Source organism: Acinetobacter sp. YH12112 (genome assembly GCF_013418945.1).
Lineage (GTDB): Bacteria > Pseudomonadota > Gammaproteobacteria > Pseudomonadales > Moraxellaceae > Acinetobacter > Acinetobacter indicus.
In genome coordinates this window covers 26,790-43,135 of the sequence record NZ_VPBA01000019.1, presented here as the reverse complement: position 1 = coordinate 43,135, position 16,346 = coordinate 26,790, and the positions used below count along the sequence as shown (strand labels likewise).

At 49.6% G+C, this 16,346-nt stretch carries 12 protein-coding genes and 1 other RNA gene; 5 read left to right on the top strand and 8 right to left on the bottom strand.

Features of this window, described 5'->3' with window-relative positions; genetic code table 11:
- Window positions 1-54: 54 nt before the first annotated feature.
- Together FTU50_RS08715 and FTU50_RS08710 are read right to left on the bottom strand one after the other, a co-directional pair.
- The gene (locus FTU50_RS08715) at window positions 55-1,173 is read right to left on the bottom strand and encodes a PilT/PilU family type 4a pilus ATPase (RefSeq protein ID WP_005179770.1); all 1,119 of its coding nucleotides are present in this window, start codon (window positions 1,171-1,173) and stop codon (window positions 55-57) included.
- Between the two features lie 27 nt (window positions 1,174-1,200).
- Complete coding sequence (locus FTU50_RS08710; protein WP_005179768.1) at window positions 1,201-2,238, bottom strand: type IV pilus twitching motility protein PilT; 1,038 nt, start codon at window positions 2,236-2,238, stop codon at window positions 1,201-1,203.
- Window positions 2,239-2,361: 123 nt separating this feature from the next.
- On the opposite strand from FTU50_RS08710, the gene FTU50_RS08705 reads away from it, so the two are divergent.
- Window positions 2,362-3,048 carry a YggS family pyridoxal phosphate-dependent enzyme gene (locus FTU50_RS08705; RefSeq protein ID WP_163145486.1) on the top strand — a complete coding sequence of 229 codons (687 nt, stop codon included), beginning with the start codon at window positions 2,362-2,364 and terminating at the stop codon, window positions 3,046-3,048.
- 45 nt (window positions 3,049-3,093) lie between these two features.
- On the opposite strand, the gene FTU50_RS08700 is transcribed toward FTU50_RS08705, so the two are convergent.
- Genes FTU50_RS08700 through FTU50_RS08690 form a run of 3 tightly spaced genes read right to left on the bottom strand, consistent with a single transcriptional unit; the run spans window position 3,094 to window position 9,060 of the window.
- Window positions 3,094-4,191 carry an acyltransferase gene (locus FTU50_RS08700; RefSeq protein WP_104489467.1) on the bottom strand — a complete coding sequence of 366 codons (1,098 nt, stop codon included), beginning with the start codon at window positions 4,189-4,191 and terminating at the stop codon, window positions 3,094-3,096.
- Between the two features lie 3 nt (window positions 4,192-4,194).
- Window positions 4,195-7,800, bottom strand: a complete 3,606-nt coding sequence (locus FTU50_RS08695; protein WP_180046870.1) for an AAA family ATPase — start codon at window positions 7,798-7,800, stop codon at window positions 4,195-4,197.
- Between the two features lie 9 nt (window positions 7,801-7,809).
- Entirely contained in the window at window positions 7,810-9,060 is a 1,251-nt protein-coding gene (locus FTU50_RS08690) for an exonuclease SbcCD subunit D C-terminal domain-containing protein (RefSeq protein WP_168397495.1), read from the bottom strand.
- A 407-nt stretch (window positions 9,061-9,467) separates the two neighbouring features.
- Here FTU50_RS08690 and FTU50_RS08685 point away from each other — a divergent pair, with 407 nt between their 5' ends.
- Complete coding sequence (locus FTU50_RS08685; RefSeq protein WP_180036591.1) at window positions 9,468-9,917, top strand: ABZJ_00895 family protein; 450 nt, start codon at window positions 9,468-9,470, stop codon at window positions 9,915-9,917.
- A 67-nt stretch (window positions 9,918-9,984) separates the two neighbouring features.
- Here the strand turns inward: FTU50_RS08685 and thiO are convergent, their stop codons facing one another.
- Window positions 9,985-11,109: a glycine oxidase ThiO gene (gene thiO / locus FTU50_RS08680; protein WP_180046872.1), complete on the bottom strand. Its 1,125-nt coding sequence runs from the start codon at window positions 11,107-11,109 to the stop codon at window positions 9,985-9,987.
- 16 nt (window positions 11,110-11,125) lie between these two features.
- Window positions 11,126-12,139, bottom strand: a complete 1,014-nt coding sequence (gene hemB / locus FTU50_RS08675; protein ID WP_005179750.1) for a porphobilinogen synthase — start codon at window positions 12,137-12,139, stop codon at window positions 11,126-11,128.
- 108 nt (window positions 12,140-12,247) lie between these two features.
- Between hemB and FTU50_RS08670 the strand changes: the two genes are divergently transcribed.
- Entirely contained in the window at window positions 12,248-12,745 is a 498-nt protein-coding gene (locus tag FTU50_RS08670; protein ID WP_034597877.1) for a thioesterase family protein, read from the top strand.
- A 121-nt stretch (window positions 12,746-12,866) separates the two neighbouring features.
- Here FTU50_RS08670 and glpK read toward each other — a convergent pair whose 3' ends face one another.
- A complete protein-coding gene (glpK, locus tag FTU50_RS08665) occupies window positions 12,867-14,351 on the bottom strand; it encodes a glycerol kinase GlpK (protein ID WP_180046874.1) in 1,485 nt (494 codons plus the stop codon).
- Window positions 14,352-14,483: 132 nt separating this feature from the next.
- On the opposite strand from glpK, the gene ssrA reads away from it, so the two are divergent.
- Both ssrA and FTU50_RS08655 read left to right on the top strand, forming a co-directional pair.
- Window positions 14,484-14,843, top strand: a transfer-messenger RNA (tmRNA) gene (ssrA, locus tag FTU50_RS08660).
- Between the two features lie 182 nt (window positions 14,844-15,025).
- Window positions 15,026-16,165 carry a tyrosine-type recombinase/integrase gene (locus FTU50_RS08655; protein WP_180046876.1) on the top strand — a complete coding sequence of 380 codons (1,140 nt, stop codon included), beginning with the start codon at window positions 15,026-15,028 and terminating at the stop codon, window positions 16,163-16,165.
- Window positions 16,166-16,346: the final 181 nt, after the last annotated feature.

Sequence of the window (16,346 nt, the reverse complement as noted above, 5' to 3'; positions counted from 1 at the left end):
ATAAATCAACCCATAAAAACAGGCTGAAGATCAGCCTGTTTTTTTTGCCTAAAATTATTGCCCGTCGAAGGTAATATTCGAAGTGGCATGCATTAAACGCTCGCCGCCTTCTTCCGACAGCTTGATTTGCAGACGCAAATCGTTTGGCGAGTCGGCATGTTTCAGGGCATCTTTGTAGCTGATCTGCTTGGCTTTATACAGGTCATACAGGGCCTGGTCAAAGGTTTGCATACCCAACTCACGTGAACGCTTCATCAGGTCTTTAATTTCGTGCACATCGCCTTTACGGATTAAATCGGACACCAGTGGCGAGTTAATCAGCAGTTCAATCGCGGCACGACGTGAGTTGCCATCAATAGTAGGAATCAGCTGCTGTGCCACAATGGCTTTCAGGTTCAGTGATAAATCCATAAACAGCTGGCCATGACGGTCAGCCTCAAAGAAGTGGATAATCCGGTCAATGGCTTGGTTGGCGTTGTTGGCGTGCAGGGTGGCAAATACCAGGTGACCGGTTTCGGCAAAGGCAATTGCATAATCCATGGTTTCACGTGAACGGATCTCACCAATCAGGATCACATCTGGGGCCTGACGCAAGGTGTTTTTCAGTGCCACTTCAAACGAATCGGTATCAATGCCTACTTCACGCTGGGTAATAATACAGCCGGCGTGTTCGTGCACAAATTCAATCGGGTCTTCAATGGTGATGATATGACCTTTGGAATTCTGGTTACGATAACCAATAATTGACGCCAAAGAGGTCGATTTACCGGTACCGGTTGCCCCGACAAAGATGATGATGCCACGTTTGGTCATGGCCAGATCTTTTAAAATTGGCGGCAGTTTCAGTTCTTCCATGGTCGGAATTTTGGTTTCAATCCGACGCAGCACCATGCCCGGTTCATCACGCTGCTGAAAAGCGCTGACACGGAAACGTGCGCTTTTATCACGGTTGGTGATGGCAAAGTTACATTCACGGGTATCGGCAAATTCCTTGCGCTGCTTGTCGGTCATAATCGAGTTGAGCAGCTGGCCGACAATTTCCCCGGTCAGTTTGGATTTGGCCACTGGCACAATCTGGCCGTTAATTTTCATGGAAGGCTCAACATCGGCCGTAATAAACAGGTCCGATGCTTTTTGCTGAATCATTAAATTCAATAAATCATTAAAGTCCATAGCGCTGTCCTGGCTTCCTGCACACGATTAGAGGAACGATTCTGGCTGTTTCGCCACAGTACGCGCGGTCTGTGGACTGATCACGCCACGGCTGACCAGGGCTTTCAGGCTCTGGTCCAGCGTACTCATACCGTAGTTGGCACCGGTTTGAATGGCTGAGTACATCTGCGCAACCTTGTTTTCACGAATCAGGTTACGGATGGCCGGAATCCCGATCATGATTTCATGCGCCGCCACACGGCCACCGCCATTTTTCTTGAGCAGAGTTTGGGAAATGACCGCCTGTAACGATTCAGACAGCATGGCACGTACCATATCTTTTTCTTCGGCCGGGAAGACGTCAATCACACGGTCAATGGTTTTTGCCGCCGAGGTGGTGTGCAGGGTACCAAAGACCAGGTGACCGGTTTCTGCCGCGGTAAGTGCCAGACGGATGGTTTCCAGGTCACGCATCTCACCGACCAGAATAATATCCGGGTCTTCACGCAGCGCCGAACGTAGCGCTTCGTTAAAGCCGTGGGTATCACGATGCACTTCACGCTGGTTGACCAGACATTTTTTAGACTGATGCACAAATTCAATCGGGTCTTCCACGGTCAAAATGTGGTCATAGCGGTTGTCATTGATATAGTCAATCATCGCCGCCAGGGTGGTGGATTTACCCGAACCCGTCGGCCCCGTGACCAGCACTAGACCACGTGGATAGTCACAGATATCTCTAAAGATTTGACCCATTCCCAAATCTTCAATGGTCAGCACTTTAGAGGGAATGGTACGAAACACCGCGCCTGCACCGCGGTTCTGGTTAAATGCGTTAACACGGAAACGCGCCACGCCCGGGACTTCAAACGAGAAGTCGGTTTCCAGGTTATCTTCATAATCACGGCGCTGTTTGTCGTTCATGATGTCATAGACCAGCTTGTGGACTTCTTTATGTTCCAAGGCGGGCAAATTGATGCGGCGTACTTCACCATCCACACGAATCAGTGGCGGCATGCCTGCCGACAGGTGTAAATCCGATGCCCCATTTTTTGCCGAAAAGGCCAATAGTTCTGTAATATCCATAAGTTCCCCGAGATCATATAAATCTTAATTATTTTGTTAGAATAATACGGCTTTCCCTCAGCTTAACCAACACCTAGCACGAGGGCAAAGTAAAAAAGATGAATGAAAATGAGAACCGCATCAATGAATAGCCTGCAAAAATCGCGTCAACATGTGTTAGAACAAATTCAGCATGCCTGTCAGCAGGCGCAGCGTGACCCGGCAGAGGTCCAGCTGCTGGCGGTTTCCAAAACCCATCCGAGTGCTGTGTTGCAGGAAATGTACCAGACCGGACAGCGAGCCTTTGGCGAAAACTATTTACAGGAAGCGCTGGAAAAAATTGAGGCGCTGCAGGATTTAGAGATTGAGTGGCATTTTATTGGCCATGTGCAGCGCAACAAAACCAAACATCTGGCTGAAAAATTTGCCTGGGTGCATGGGGTAGACCGGCTGATTATTGCTGAGCGCTTGTCCAATCAGCGCAGCGATCAGCAGGCGCCACTGAATATCTGCCTGCAGGTCAATATTGATGGACAGGATAGCAAAGATGGCTGTAGCCCTGGCGAAGTACCGGCGCTGGTCGAGCAGATCAGTCGGTTGCCGAATTTACGTTTACGTGGCCTGATGGTGATTCCGGCACCAAATAACACTGCCGCCTTTCAGGATGCCAAACAACTGTTTGATACGGTCAAGGCGCAACATGCACAGCCTGCAGATTGGGATACGTTAAGTATGGGCATGTCCGGTGATTTAAATGCAGCAATTGCCGCAGGTTCGACCATGGTGCGGATTGGTACGGCATTATTTGGTGCGCGTGATTATTCGCAATAACGCTGCATTACAATATTCAGCTTATTGTTTGACATCACAGTCCGCTTAGGATAAGTGCCGTTCAATCCGGCGTGGTGGCTCCAGTTTTTGCGCCACCAGCCAGGCAAAACCAATCAGCACCGCCATTGTGATAATCAGGCTGAGCAGAGCTACTCCTAAACCGTGCTGCAGCGTAAACGGAAAACAGCCCAGGATAAAAATCAGCAATGGGAAATGGGTGATATACAGGGTATAGGAAAACTGCGCGGAAGCCGGCCAGATCACCTGAATCTGCCGTTCACCACGCGCCAGTTGTAGCAGCCAGCAGGCCGCTGCAATCCCGATACACAGGTTAAACAGCCTGAAATTTTCGCCAGTATAGTACTGCGCCAGATAAATGGAGTGAAACTGGTAGGCATCAAACAGGGCAATCAGCACCGCCAAGAGCAGAAAACCGGATTTAAAATAGTGCAGTTGGGCGGCTGGAATCTGTTTGCTCCATGCCGGACTGGCAAAAGCAAAAGCCAACAACCAGACCAGAAAATAAATCAGGAACTGGATATTGAGCAGGCTTAAGCCAAGCAGCAGGGTTAAAAACAGCAGGATGCTCCCAGGTCTGAATGTCACCAGACAACCGGCCAGAACATAAAACCAGACTTCATAACTCAGGCTCCAGAGGGCAGCATTGGCCGATACGGTCGGCGTTACAAAACCATTGACGAAAAACAATGAACCGAGAAAATCGGCTGCACTAATGTCATAGCTGTGCCGGATCATAAAGCTTTGGCTCGCCTCAATGTTATGGGAGCCGGATGCAAAGAAATAGGGCGCCAGTGCATACAATAACAAGGTCAGCAACATGGCAAATAAAAATGGTCCCAGAATACGCTGGCAGCGTTGCCGGCTATAGGCCAAGCCTGAAAACTGTCGATGGCGATGGATATTGTGACGGATGGAATGTCCAATCAGATAGCCGCTTAGAACAAAGAACATCATCACTGCGGCTTGTCCGAGCAGACGCACACCCGAATACAAGGTCTGATCCAGCGGGCCAATAAAGGCCTGAAAACAGTGGCTGAACAGCACCAGAATGGCACTCCATCCGCGCAGGCTTTCCAGCTGCAGGCTGAGCTGCGGCGAGAGCGGACGATAGTGCCAGAACATGGTCTAGCCTACGATCTGCAGGGTACTGGCCCCAGCACCAATTGGTTTGACCTGAATCTGGACCGGAATCCGTTCGTGAATTTCCTGAATATGGGAAATCAGCACCACTTTACGGCCCTGGCTTTGCAGCCGGTCGAGCGCATTCATGACCATATGTAGCGAGGCCGGATCGAGCGTCCCAAAGCCTTCATCAATAAACAGCGATTCCAGTTTCATGGAGCCGGAGGCCATATTGGCAATGGCCAGTGCCAGCGCCAGTGATACCAGGAAGGTTTCACCCCCCGATAAAGACAGTACCGGCCGGATTTCGCCATTCATGTCATGATCCAGAATCGCGAGGCCCAGACTGTTGGGAATACGTTGTAGCTGATAACGCGGCGCCAGTGGCTGCAGTTGCTGGTTGGCATGTTCCACCAGAATATCCAGATGATGTTCCTGGGCAATTTTCTGGAATTTGGTGCCTTCCTTGCTGCCAATTAAATCGGCAATCCGGCCCCAGCGATATTCTTCAGCCTGAATTTTTTCAATCTGGCTCTGGAATTTGGACAGTTGTGCCTGCGCCTGTTGCTGCATGCGTAACTGGGTTTCCAGCTGGTTAAACTGCTCCTGCAAGCTGTTTTTTTCTTGTTCCAGCTGTTCCAGTTGGGTGGTCACCTCATCATAGCTGGCAGTTGGTTGCTGGGCCTGATGCTGCTGGAATTGCTCCTGCAATACATCCAGCGCACTTTGTGCACTGAGCATGGCTTGCTGCTGTTGCTGGATGGCCTGACGCATGGCCTGCCAGCTGGCCAGATCAATACCCAGACACTGCTCAATCTTCTCGGCAGTGAACTGTGGATGCTGGCTTTGCCACTGCTGAATGTTGTGCTGTAGCTGCTGTACACTTTCCAGAAGCTGCTGCTGGCGTGTATGCAGGTCTTGCTGTTTCAGCTGCGCCTGCTGGAATTGCTGTTCCAGCTGACGGCAGTGCAGGTGTTGCTGTTCTACCTGCTGCTGGAGTTGTTGCTGCTGCTCTCGTAACAGCTGCTGCCAGGCTTTGCCTGTATCCAGCACCTGTCCAGCATGTTGCTGGCTGAGATCACGTACCTGCTGGCGCAACTGGCTGCCTTGAGTTTGTGCATGGGTAAGGTCATTGCTCAGCTGTTGCTGTTGCTGCTGATAGAACTGTAATTGCTGTTCGCCGTCTTTGATCTGGCGCTGTAATTCCTGCTGCTGTTGCAGGCACTGTTCGCGCTGTTGTAGATATTGAGTCCGGCTACTCAGCAGGGCAATAAGAGTCTGACACATCTCGGCCTGGTTCGCCCATTGCGCTTGCTGGGCCGGTTCCAGTGCCTGGGTAACCGGTTCAATCAGTTGTGCCAGCTGCTGGAATTGCTGACAGAGTAACTGCAGGGACTGAATCTGTTGCTGCAAATGTTGCAGCTGCTGGGTCTGGCTTTTCAGCTGTTGCTGGCGAGTTTTTAGCTGCTGTAACTGCTGTTGCTGCTGATTTAGCTTGTGTTGCAGTGTGGTCTGCAAGGCGGTCAGATCGTGTGCTGTATCATCCAGCTGTGTGCTTGGGCTGAGCTTTTGAACCTGCTGCAGTTTCTGTTGCACACTGTCTTGAAGCTGGCTAGAGCGTAGCTGTTTCTGTTCCAGCAGGGTTTGCTGTTTGGAATGTTGCAATTGTAATTGCTGGAGCTGCTGCTGGCACTGCTGTTCCTGCTGCTGGGCCTGTTGTAACTGGGTGTCCTGCACCGACTGCAGTGCAGATTCCAGCAAATCCTGATGACTGACAAATGGATGCTCAGTGCTACCGCAGACCATACACGGCTGTTCTGCTTGCAGCTGCTGACGCAACTCCTGCACACTTTGTGCCTGCAATAAACGCTGCTGGGCAAAAATCTGTTCCAGCTGTTCACGTGCCGTCTGGGCATTCTGGTAGTGCTGCTGTGCTTCAGTTTGCGCCTGTTGCAAGCTGCTTAGCTCGGCCTGAAGCTGGGTCATGTGCTGCTGTAATTGCTGCTGTTCCTGCTGCTCGTTCAGCATGTGTTGTAACAGGAACAGGGCTTGTTCCAGCTGCTGGCTGTGTTGCTGGTGCTGTACCTGCTGCTGTTCCAGTTCTGTTGCTTGCTGTTCCAGTTCAGCCATTGAGCCGGCCTGCTGGAGCGCATCGGCCTGTTGCTGTTTTACATCATCTAGCTGCTGTTGCAACTGGGCCAGTGAACTGTGCGCATGTGCCGGTGCCTGCTGCTGTAGCTGTTGCTGCAGTTTCTGAAATTGCTGCAAGCGTTGCAAAATACTGTGCGGCTCACGGTCAAATACTGCCAGAAAGGCATGCTGGACCGATTGCTGTTCCAGATGTTCTAAATGCGTATGCAACTGCTGTAAGTGCTGTTGCTGGCCGTGCTGCTGGGTGGTTAGTGGCGTAATTTTTTCATGTTGAATCTGTTTCAGCTGGGCATCGGCTTCTTTATAGCGCTGAATCAGATGCTCAATCTGGCCATCCAGCTGTAGTGCCTGTTCTAACACGGGTTGTAACTGTAGCTGTTCTTTCTGCTGTTGTTGCGCGCTGTGCTGCAATTGTTCCAGCTGCTGCTGTGCCTGCTGATGCTGCTGTTCACAGTGTTGAAATTCCGGCTGGAATTGCTCAAGTTGCTGCGCCAGCTGTTGCTGTTGCAACTGTTGCTGGCGCTGCTGCAGATACTGTTCACGGATTTCCTGAAACTGGTCCAGCTGCGCCAGCAGGTCACGCTGCGGCTGCATTTTCTGGTTGGCATCGACCTGCACCAGATAAAATTCTTTTTTGGCCTGAATTTCACTGTGCAGACGATGTTGCTGCTTGTACCAGCTTAAATCATTCAACAGCAGTTTTTCGCTTTGCAGTTTTTCATGCAGACTCAGTTTGCTCTGGGCATGCTGCTGTTGCAGGGCTTGTAGCTGCTCATCACTAAGCAACTCAATATGCCCCATCAGTTGTTGTAACTGTTCTTTTTCGCTGCGAATCTGGCGGATTTTTTCAAAGGCTTTCTGACTGACCAGACTGAAAATATGGGAATTGGTCAGATATTCCAGCAAGTCGGCGCGGTCCTGATCTTTGGCCTTTAAAAACGCACCCACTTCAGACTGGGCCAGCAAGACGGCGCGGGTAAACTGCTCAAAACTCAGCCCAATCAGCTTTTCAACAGTCGGGGTACATTCCGAAATTTTCTGGGTCAGCACGCGCTGATCTTCCACAGCGGTAATCGCGCGTTCGACTTTTAAATTGCCATCGACCTTGTTACGGGCGCGGCGCACTTCCCAGCGTGCCAGATAACGCTTTTGATCCAGCGCAATAAATTCCAGTTCGGCAAAGCCTTGGGTACAGCCGCGGCGCAGAATATTTTTAGAATCTTTAATCGAGATGCCCTGACCGCTGGCATCTTTAAGCGCCCCGGCAGCGCCGTTTAAGCGCGGAATCTGGTCATACAGCGCCAGACACATGGCATCGAGCAGGGTCGATTTACCGGCCCCAGTTTTTCCGGTAATCGCAATCAGGCCGGCATGAGCCAGCGGTGCGCTTTCAAAGTTGATGTCCTGGGTGCCGGCAATAGAAGCCAGATTATTCAGACTTAAACGTAAAATTTTCATGTCTGATCCTTATGGCTGTTCTTGTTCAAGGCTATGCTGCGCTTCAATCAGCAGCTGCATAAAATCTCGCTCGACCGAGGCATCCGGCTGATAGCCCATTTTGCTCCACAACTGTTTGAATAAGCTGTCCGGTGTGGGCGGGGCCAGATCAATTTTGGACTGATCTGCGGCCTGATCTTCCTGTGGGGTGTAGACCCGGCAAATGCGTAACAGGCGATAGCGCTGTTCCGGTAAGGTCTGTTCAATCTGCTGGCGTAAATCGACCGGTGGTGGTACATCGGTGCTGTATTCAATTTCCAGATAATCACGCTGGCAGATGCGTTCCACCGTACCTTGCGGGAGGGCTTTCAGTTGCTGAAACACTTCATCCAGACTGCCGCGAATACGGTGCAGCTGTACACTGCGCGGAATCAGCAGTGAGCCCAGTTGCAGGCGCTGTTCGGGCGCAGCCTGCGGGTCAATCTTGACCTCGAGCACCTGATGCTTGTACTGGATTTCACTAAAAGACAGCGGAATTGGAGAGCCGCTATAGCGGATATGTGGATGCTGGACTTTTTGCGGTTTATGCAGATGCCCCAGCGCGACATAGTCAATCACATCATCAAATAGGGCAGTGGAAAGTGCTTCTTCATGACCAATAATGATCGGCCGTTCTGAATCTGAGGTTTCGCCACCTTGCATATGCGCATGTGACATCAGGATTAGTGCCTGATCTTCCGTTTTACGGCGTTTGGCTTCGGCAATCAACTGCTGATGCAAATAGGCAATCGCATTCTGGGCGTTCTGGGTCTGCTCATTCAGTCCGGTAATTTCTGCGGTGCGCAAAAACGGCAGGGTCAGACACCAGGCAATAACTTTGTTTTCGGCATCATAAATGGGCACCAGTAAACGGTCGAGATCCAGCTGGTTGTCGGTATTGCGCTGAATCACCCCAACCGCCTTGGCCTTAAACTTGGCCAGCAACGGTTCCACCTGTTCAATGCGGTAGCCGGAGTCATGGTTACCGGCAATCATCAGGGTTTGCATGTGCGGTGCAATGGCATGAGCATCGGCCAGAAACTGGTACAGCTGGCGCTGCGCGCTGGAGGCCGGGTTAATCACATCAAAAATATCCCCGGCAATAAACAGGGCATTTGGCTGTTTTTCCTGGATTTGTTCTAATAACCAGTCTAAAAACTGTGCATGTTCATATTCACGATCGTGGTTATGGAAAAATTGCCCCAAATGCCAATCTGACGTATGAAAAAAATGCACTGCCATGTCATCAACCTGTTTTGCTTTAGGCAAGCATACTATAGCTGAGGGCGAAATTTAAAATTCTGTACCGATAGAAAACGCTGACGTTTAATCTTTATTGTCCTGAAGATGAGTGCTGCTCACCAGCAAAGGCCAGACAAATAAAAGCCGACGATTCGAGTGATGATAAATCGTCGGCCAAATAAAAAGTGCGATGAACAAAGCATTTGGCTGCTATACAAAAACTTGATTCACATTCGCTTATTGCTTTAGCAAAGCTTCCCGAAAAATTTGTGGATGCCGTTACAAATTCGCCGGAGATGAAGCTTGTGCCCTATATAACGCCTGTTCGGGCACAACGGTTGACAGGATCATGCAAAAAAAATTAATTTTTTTTATACTAGTTGCTTATGGCTCAGGTAGACAGTTTAATGATTTCTCTAACACGTTATTTTTTCTGGTTTTTATTTTTCTGTCTGATCTTTACCTGTATCTGCGGGGTACTGGCTGCATTGTTACCGGCAGGTGTGGGCGGCATTTTAACCGCAGTGCCTTACTTGGTTGCCATGATCTGGGTGCTGTTTAAATTTTTAAAACAGCAGCAGCGCGCACCGTCTCAGGCCGAGCGTAAAAAGCTGACCTTGGGTTTTAGCCTGATTTTCTGGGGCTATAATCTGGCCTTTTTATTACTCGGCATCTGGATTTTTTCCCGTCAGAGCCCAACCATCTGGCAGGATTTTCTGCTGTATTTACAGCAGCCGCAATTTTTAAGCGTGGTGGTGATTATGTGGTTATTAATTGCCATTCCGCTGTATCTGCTGACGTACTGGTTTTATGGCAAACAGGCGCAGCGGATGGCGGCGAAAATGTTTGGTTCATAGCATCAGGGCTAAATCATCTGACGTATTTTCCCTTCGCCTCATCTCGGGTAGGGGAATTGTTCCAATCTTAACTGGCCAGTGCAGCATGCTGTAAACGGGCGGGACTATAAGCCTCCGGAGATACATCTGGGGTCTGGCCCAATAGCAGTTGACGCAGCAAACGCGCAGAGGCTGGTGCCATACATAAGCCATTGCGGAAATGGCCAAAATTGGCCCACAGATTGTCAAGCGCTGGCATCAAGCCAATATAGGGAATACCGCCGTCTGGTGAGCCCGGGCGTAAACCGGCCCATTGCTTGATAATAGGCAGGTCTTTTAAGGCCGGCACCATGGCATAACTGGCCTCCAGAATATGGGCCGTGGTATCGGCATTCAAACGGGTATCAAAGCCCTGTTCTGCCATACTGGAACCACAGACAATATGGCCGTCCTGACGCGGAATCAGATACATGACTTGATTCATGCACATGGTGGGCAGCCAGTTTTCTGGAGTTTTGAATAGCACCATCTGTCCATGCACCGGACGTACCGGAATCTGTACATCAAGCTGCTCGGCCCAGCGCGCTGACCAGGCCCCGGTGGTCAAGACATAGTCATCGGCCTGATAACGCTGTCCGGCCTGATCGACAATAGCGCATACCTGCTGACCGTGCAGTTCTAGGCGTTCAATCGGGCAGTGTTCAAACAGCTGCACCCGTGGATGCTGCTTTAAATAGCACAGAATTGACTGTAATAAACGCGGATTACGCACATTGGCCAGCTGCGGGAAATAGATGGCCTGCTGGAACTGGGCGGAAATATGTGGATTCAGTTGATGCAGTTTGGTGCTGTGCAGATGCTCTGCCTGCTGCATCGGTTGCTGAAACTGCTCGGCAAAATTCAGGCCAATGTCAAAATCGCTTTCATCAAAAATCAGCATACCGGTTTCATGGATCTGAAAATCAATACCGGTGTCAGGCTGAAGTTTGGCATTCCAGCGCAGATATTCAGTCTTGGCTGATTGCGCCAGCACATTTACCGCAGCCGGATAACGCCACGGATACATTGGAGAGAGAATACCACCACCGGCCCAGGAGGCTGCCTGACCGGATTGCTGCTGATCAAAAATACTGACCGAGCAGCCCTGTTCCAATAGCTCCAGCGCCGACATCAGTCCACTAATGCCGGCGCCAATCATGGCAATGTGCTTCATTGCAGTGGCAATATCCTTATTTCATGTCTTTGAGTTTGAGTGCGGCTTCTTCTGCAAAGTAGGTCCAGATGCCATCGGCACCGGCACGGCGGCAGCTCATCAGCGATTCAATGATCACGCTGTCGGATAACCAGCCATTTTGAATGGCAGCAGCCAGCATCGCGTATTCGCCACTGACCTGATAGACAAAAGTCGGCACAGCGAAGGTATCTTTGACTTCACGGACAATATCCAGATACGGCATACCCGGTTTGACAATCACCATGTCGGCGCCTTCCTGAATATCCAGCGCGATTTCATGCAGCGCTTCTGCACGGTTGCCAATATCCATCTGGTAATTGTATTTATTGCCGCCTTTTAAATTGCTGGCCGAGCCGACGGCATCCCGGAACGGGCCATAAAAGCTGGAAGCATATTTGGCCGAGTAAGCCATGATGTTGGTATAGATATGACCTTGTGCTTCCAGTGCCTGACGGATAGCACCAATACGGCCATCCATCATGTCACTTGGTGCCACCACATCGGCACCGGCTTCGGCATGGCTTAAGCATTGCTTGATTAAGGCTGCTACGGTTTCATCATTCAGCACATAACCGCTGTCATCAATAATGCCGTCCTGACCATGAGTGGTGTACGGATCGAGGGCGCCGTCGGTAATCAGCACCATCTCCGGGAGTTCTTTTTTCAGTAAACGGACCGTGCTTTGTACCAGGCCATCTTCGCGCCAGGCGGCTTCGGCGGTCAGGCTTTTATCTTCTTGTGGGGTGACCGGAAACAGCGCCAGTTTAGACACACCCAGTTCCAGCAGGCGCTCGGCTTTTTTCAGCAGCAGATCGGCCGACAGGCGCTGAATGTTGGGCATGCTTGGAATATCTTGGGTCTGGTTCTGACCGGGTAAAACAAATACTGGATAAATGAGATGATCAACCGTGAGCTGGGTTTCTCGCACCATGGCACGTAGCTGGTCATTTTTACGGATACGACGCATACGAGTGGCAGGAAATGCGGGACGATTGAACGTATAAGTCATAACAATCTCACTGATCAGTATTAAACTAGGCAATATTGTAGACCCATAAACAGGATTGTGGGGCAAAATACATGCGTTTTTTCTCAATTTAAGGTAATTGGCCAATTTATGAGCGATATGGCAAAAAAGTGGACCGGAGGCATTCATTTGGGTTCGAAAGTAGATATTGATGTCGTCTTACAGCAATTGTGTCAGGCCTTTAACAGTTCACCATTTTTCAAGCATAACGGCATGCAGATGCGGGTGGTGGATCAGCAGATTGAAGCCTATATCGAGATGCAGCCGCAGCTGATTGGCAATGTGGCTTTTCAGATTTTACATGGCGGGGTTGCTGCGACAATTCTGGACAGTGTGGGTGGGATTGTGGCGATGGGCGAGCTGTATAAGCGCACCGAGCCGGAGCAGTTGCCTGATACCATCAAGAAAGTGACCCGATTGGCCACGGTGGATATGCGGGTGGATTATCTGGCGCCGGGGCGAGGCAAATATTTTACGGCCCGTGCTGAAACCCTGCGTTTGGGCCGTAAAGGCTGTACCATGCGCATGACTCTGGTCAATGATGAACATAAAGCCATTGCCACCGCAATTGCGTCTTATGCTTATTAATCCAAATGGATTGATTGGCAGATAAAAAAACAGGCTCAATCGGGCCTGTTTTTTTATTTGGATCAGTCGCGGTGAATAGCGTAAAAATCAAGCTTGAGCGATTTCGCAGGGCGTGTGCCGTTTAAAGATCGGAACGGGCACGTTTTAGCGCCTGTTGCCATTTTTGCAAATGTGCCTGACGCTGATCTTCTCCCATGCCGGGTTCAAACGCGCGTTCCAGCTGCCAGTTATCGGCAATATCACTTAAGCTATTAAATACCCCGGATTTAAGCCCGGCCATTGCCGCTGCGCCCCAGGCGGTGGATTCTCGCATTTGCGGCCTTAACACTGGCACATTGAGCAGATTGGCCTGAAACTGCATTAGCATATCATTACAGCTGGCGCCGCCATCGACCCGTAATTCTTTGAGCGGTTGCTGAATATCTGACTGCATCGCGCTGAGAACATCGGCCACCTGAAAGGCAATTGCTTCAAGCGCTGCCCGGGCGATATGGGCTTTGTGAGTGCCACGCGACATACCGCAGAGCAGGGCACGTGCATCACTGTCCCAATGCGGCGCACCTAGACCGGTAAAAGCCGGCACCAGCACCACGCCATCGGTATCGCGGACCTGACTGGCCAGCTGTTCGACCTCGGCACTCTGTTGAATGATGCCCAAACCATCGCGTAGCCATTGCACAATCGCACCAGCCATAAACACACTGCCTTCAAGCGCATAATGGGTCTGGTTCTGGCATTGCCAGGCCAAGGTGCTGAGCAGTTTATTCTGGCTGTATTGCAGTGTCGAACCGGTATTAAACAGCATAAAGCAGCCGGTGCCATAGGTGTTTTTGGCCATGCCCGGCTCAAAGCAGGACTGGCCGAACAGGGCAGCTTGCTGATCGCCCAGAATGCCGCTGATTGGAAGTCGGGCGCCGAGTAAGCCGGCAGCGGTATCGGCCACATAATGGTCGGAACTGATGATTTTTGGTAAGACCGAAGCGGGAATCTGAAAAAGTTGCAGCAGCTCTTCATCCCAGCTTTGGGTCTGTAAATTCATGAGCATGGTGCGTGAGGCATTGCTGACTTCAATTACATGCTCGGCGCCTTGGGTCAGGTTCCAGATTAGCCAGCTATCGACGGTACCAAAGGCAACATGACCTTGCGCTGCCAGTTCGGCCAGACCGGGAATATGCTTAAGCAACCAGACCAGCTTGCCGGCACTAAAATAAGGGTCAATTAATAATCCGGTGGTCTGCTGTATTTTTTGTTGCAGTCCCTGTTGCAGCAGCTGATTACACCAGTCGGCTGCGCGCCGGTCTTGCCAGATGATGGCCGGCGCCAAGGGCTGGCCATTGCGTTTGTCCCAGACGATGGTGGTTTCCCGCTGGTTGGTGAGGCCAATGGCCTGAATATCTTTGGCCAGAATCCGTGCAGATGCTAGCGCCTGTTGCACCACAGCCATCTGGCTGCTCCAGATTTCCTGGGCATCCTGTTCCACCCAGCCGGATTGCGGGGTGTTGATTTGGGTTTCGCGTTGCGCGCTGGCCTGAACCTGCCCATGTTCATTAAAAATAATCGCGCGACTTGAGGTCGTGCCCTGATCCAGGGCGAGTAAATAAGTCATAATTTATACTGTTATCTGACTTGAAATTTAAAATATTAGCGCAATTATGTTATTAAGCGCAGATCTTGCGGTGAATAGTTGTGAAATGATCTCGTAATTTTCAACTTTTATGCTATGATGGCGCTGTAGTCTGGGGGTGTTATTGGCTTCGACGCTGATGATGAAACTCATAGATGCATGCCGAGAGCGCATTTTCTCTCGTAAATCAAATTTGCATTTAAATAGTCGCAAACGACGAAACTTACGCTCTAGCTGCCTAAGGGCCGCTTGTCCGCTTCACTGAATACTTGTGGTCAGTGAACCCGACCGAAGCGAACGCACACAAGTCCGTATAGAGCCAAGCCTCGGGGCTTTATACCAAATTTAGAGGATCGCACTTTGAACCCTGTTCGTCGGGTCTTAAAGTGTTAAAACAATAGACGATATCTAAGCATGTAGTATTCTCGAGCGTAGTGTTGGCGGACGCGGGTTCAACTCCCGCCACCTCCACCAAAATTCTTTCCGAAGTAATCCATCGGAATCTAAAAAAGCCTTTAAACTCAATGTTTAAAGGCTTTTTTTTATGCCTGTTTGTCCGATATTGTCTGATCCTATTTGACCCCATATTTGCTCTTTGCGGGTAAATATTGGGAAAATTTACCCAGAAATTAATACATCAATTATGGGTAATCGACATGCCACTTACAGATACTAAATGCAGAAAAGCACAGCCGAAAGATAAACAGTATCGTCTTTCGGATTTACATGGTTTATCCCTCATCATTACCACCAAAGGTCAAAAATATTGGAATGTACGCGTCACTGTCCATGGTGAACGTAAGTCTGAGTCGCTTGGCCCATATCCAGATTTAAGCTTAAAAAAGGCAAGGGAGCTTGCATATGAGCTTAAGCATCGATACTCACGTTCAGTATTGCATGAAGACTTAAAGCCCTATTTCAAAGAAGTTGCAGAAGATTGGTTTAATAATCAAAAAGAAACCTGGTCATCCAAACACATCAGTAATGTTCGAGCTTCATTGGATGAGCTTTATATTGTTCTTGCTAATAAGCGTATTAATCAGATTCAGGCACCTGAGATTCTGCAGATCATTAAGAAAATTGAGGCAAGAGGCTCGCTTGAAATTGCAAAACGTACTTTGTCTCGTTGTGGCATGGTCATGAAATACGCTATTGCGCATGGATACCGCTATGACAATCCGGCAGGTGATTTAGTTTATGCCCTCAAGAATAAACGGGTCAAAAACCTGGCTTCGCTTTCGGCCTCTGAAATGCCTGAATTTTTAAGAAAGGTAAGAGCTTACCCAAGTGATGCTCAAACGCATCATGCCATTATTCTGATTATGCTGACAGGGGTTCGGGTTAGTGAATTGCTGCAAGCACGTTGGGAAGAATTTGATTTAGAAGGACGTAAGTGGGATATCCCTGAAGAGCGGATGAAGAACCGTCTTCCGCATCGTGTACCGTTGACGGACATGATGATTGCTGAGCTAAAGGCTTTGAGGCTTACCCATAATCAAGAACTGCTATTTCCACATCGTTTAAATAACAAAGAACCTATGCGTAGCGAGTCTATTTTGGCTGTGATCAAACGTTCAGGCTATGCGGGACGAATGACCACACATGGTTTTAGATCGCTATTCAGTACAGTTATAAACGAATCGAATCTGTTTAATCCAGATGCCATTGAACGCCAGCTTGCACATGTGCCCCAGAATAGAATTCGCTCGGCATATAACCGAGCGCAATATTGGGATGAGCGGGTGAGATTGATGGAGTGGTATGGAGAGCAGGTTAAAATATGGATAGAATATTGATATTAATTTATACAAGACTAAATAAACTGAAATCCCCCTTGAAGCATATTGGTTCAAGGGGGATTTTTTATGTCTGATAGAAATATTGGTTGGTGGAAATACTTGTCTAGCATGTTGTAATTGAGTGCAATGATTATTGTAAGTTATAAAATTTGCTGTTGTATCTGTAAAAAATTGCTGC

Excerpts from the sequence above, each read along its gene's own strand:
- FTU50_RS08705 (WP_163145486.1), top strand. The coding sequence starts at position 2,362 with ATGAATAGCCTGCAAAAATCGCGTCAACATGTGTTAGAACAAATTCAG.
- FTU50_RS08690 (WP_168397495.1), bottom strand. The coding sequence starts at position 9,060 with ATGGCAGTGCATTTTTTTCATACGTCAGATTGGCATTTGGGGCAATTT.
- FTU50_RS08695 (WP_180046870.1), bottom strand. The coding sequence starts at position 7,800 with ATGAAAATTTTACGTTTAAGTCTGAATAATCTGGCTTCTATTGCCGGC.
- FTU50_RS08710 (WP_005179768.1), bottom strand. The coding sequence starts at position 2,238 with ATGGATATTACAGAACTATTGGCCTTTTCGGCAAAAAATGGGGCATCG.
- FTU50_RS08670 (WP_034597877.1), top strand. The coding sequence starts at position 12,248 with ATGAGCGATATGGCAAAAAAGTGGACCGGAGGCATTCATTTGGGTTCG.
- FTU50_RS08700 (WP_104489467.1), bottom strand. The coding sequence starts at position 4,191 with ATGTTCTGGCACTATCGTCCGCTCTCGCCGCAGCTCAGCCTGCAGCTG.
- FTU50_RS08685 (WP_180036591.1), top strand. The coding sequence starts at position 9,468 with ATGATTTCTCTAACACGTTATTTTTTCTGGTTTTTATTTTTCTGTCTG.
- FTU50_RS08715 (WP_005179770.1), bottom strand. The coding sequence starts at position 1,173 with ATGGACTTTAATGATTTATTGAATTTAATGATTCAGCAAAAAGCATCG.
- FTU50_RS08655 (WP_180046876.1), top strand. The coding sequence starts at position 15,026 with ATGCCACTTACAGATACTAAATGCAGAAAAGCACAGCCGAAAGATAAA.
- glpK (WP_180046874.1), bottom strand. The coding sequence starts at position 14,351 with ATGACTTATTTACTCGCCCTGGATCAGGGCACGACCTCAAGTCGCGCG.
- hemB (WP_005179750.1), bottom strand. The coding sequence starts at position 12,139 with ATGACTTATACGTTCAATCGTCCCGCATTTCCTGCCACTCGTATGCGT.
- thiO (WP_180046872.1), bottom strand. The coding sequence starts at position 11,109 with ATGAAGCACATTGCCATGATTGGCGCCGGCATTAGTGGACTGATGTCG.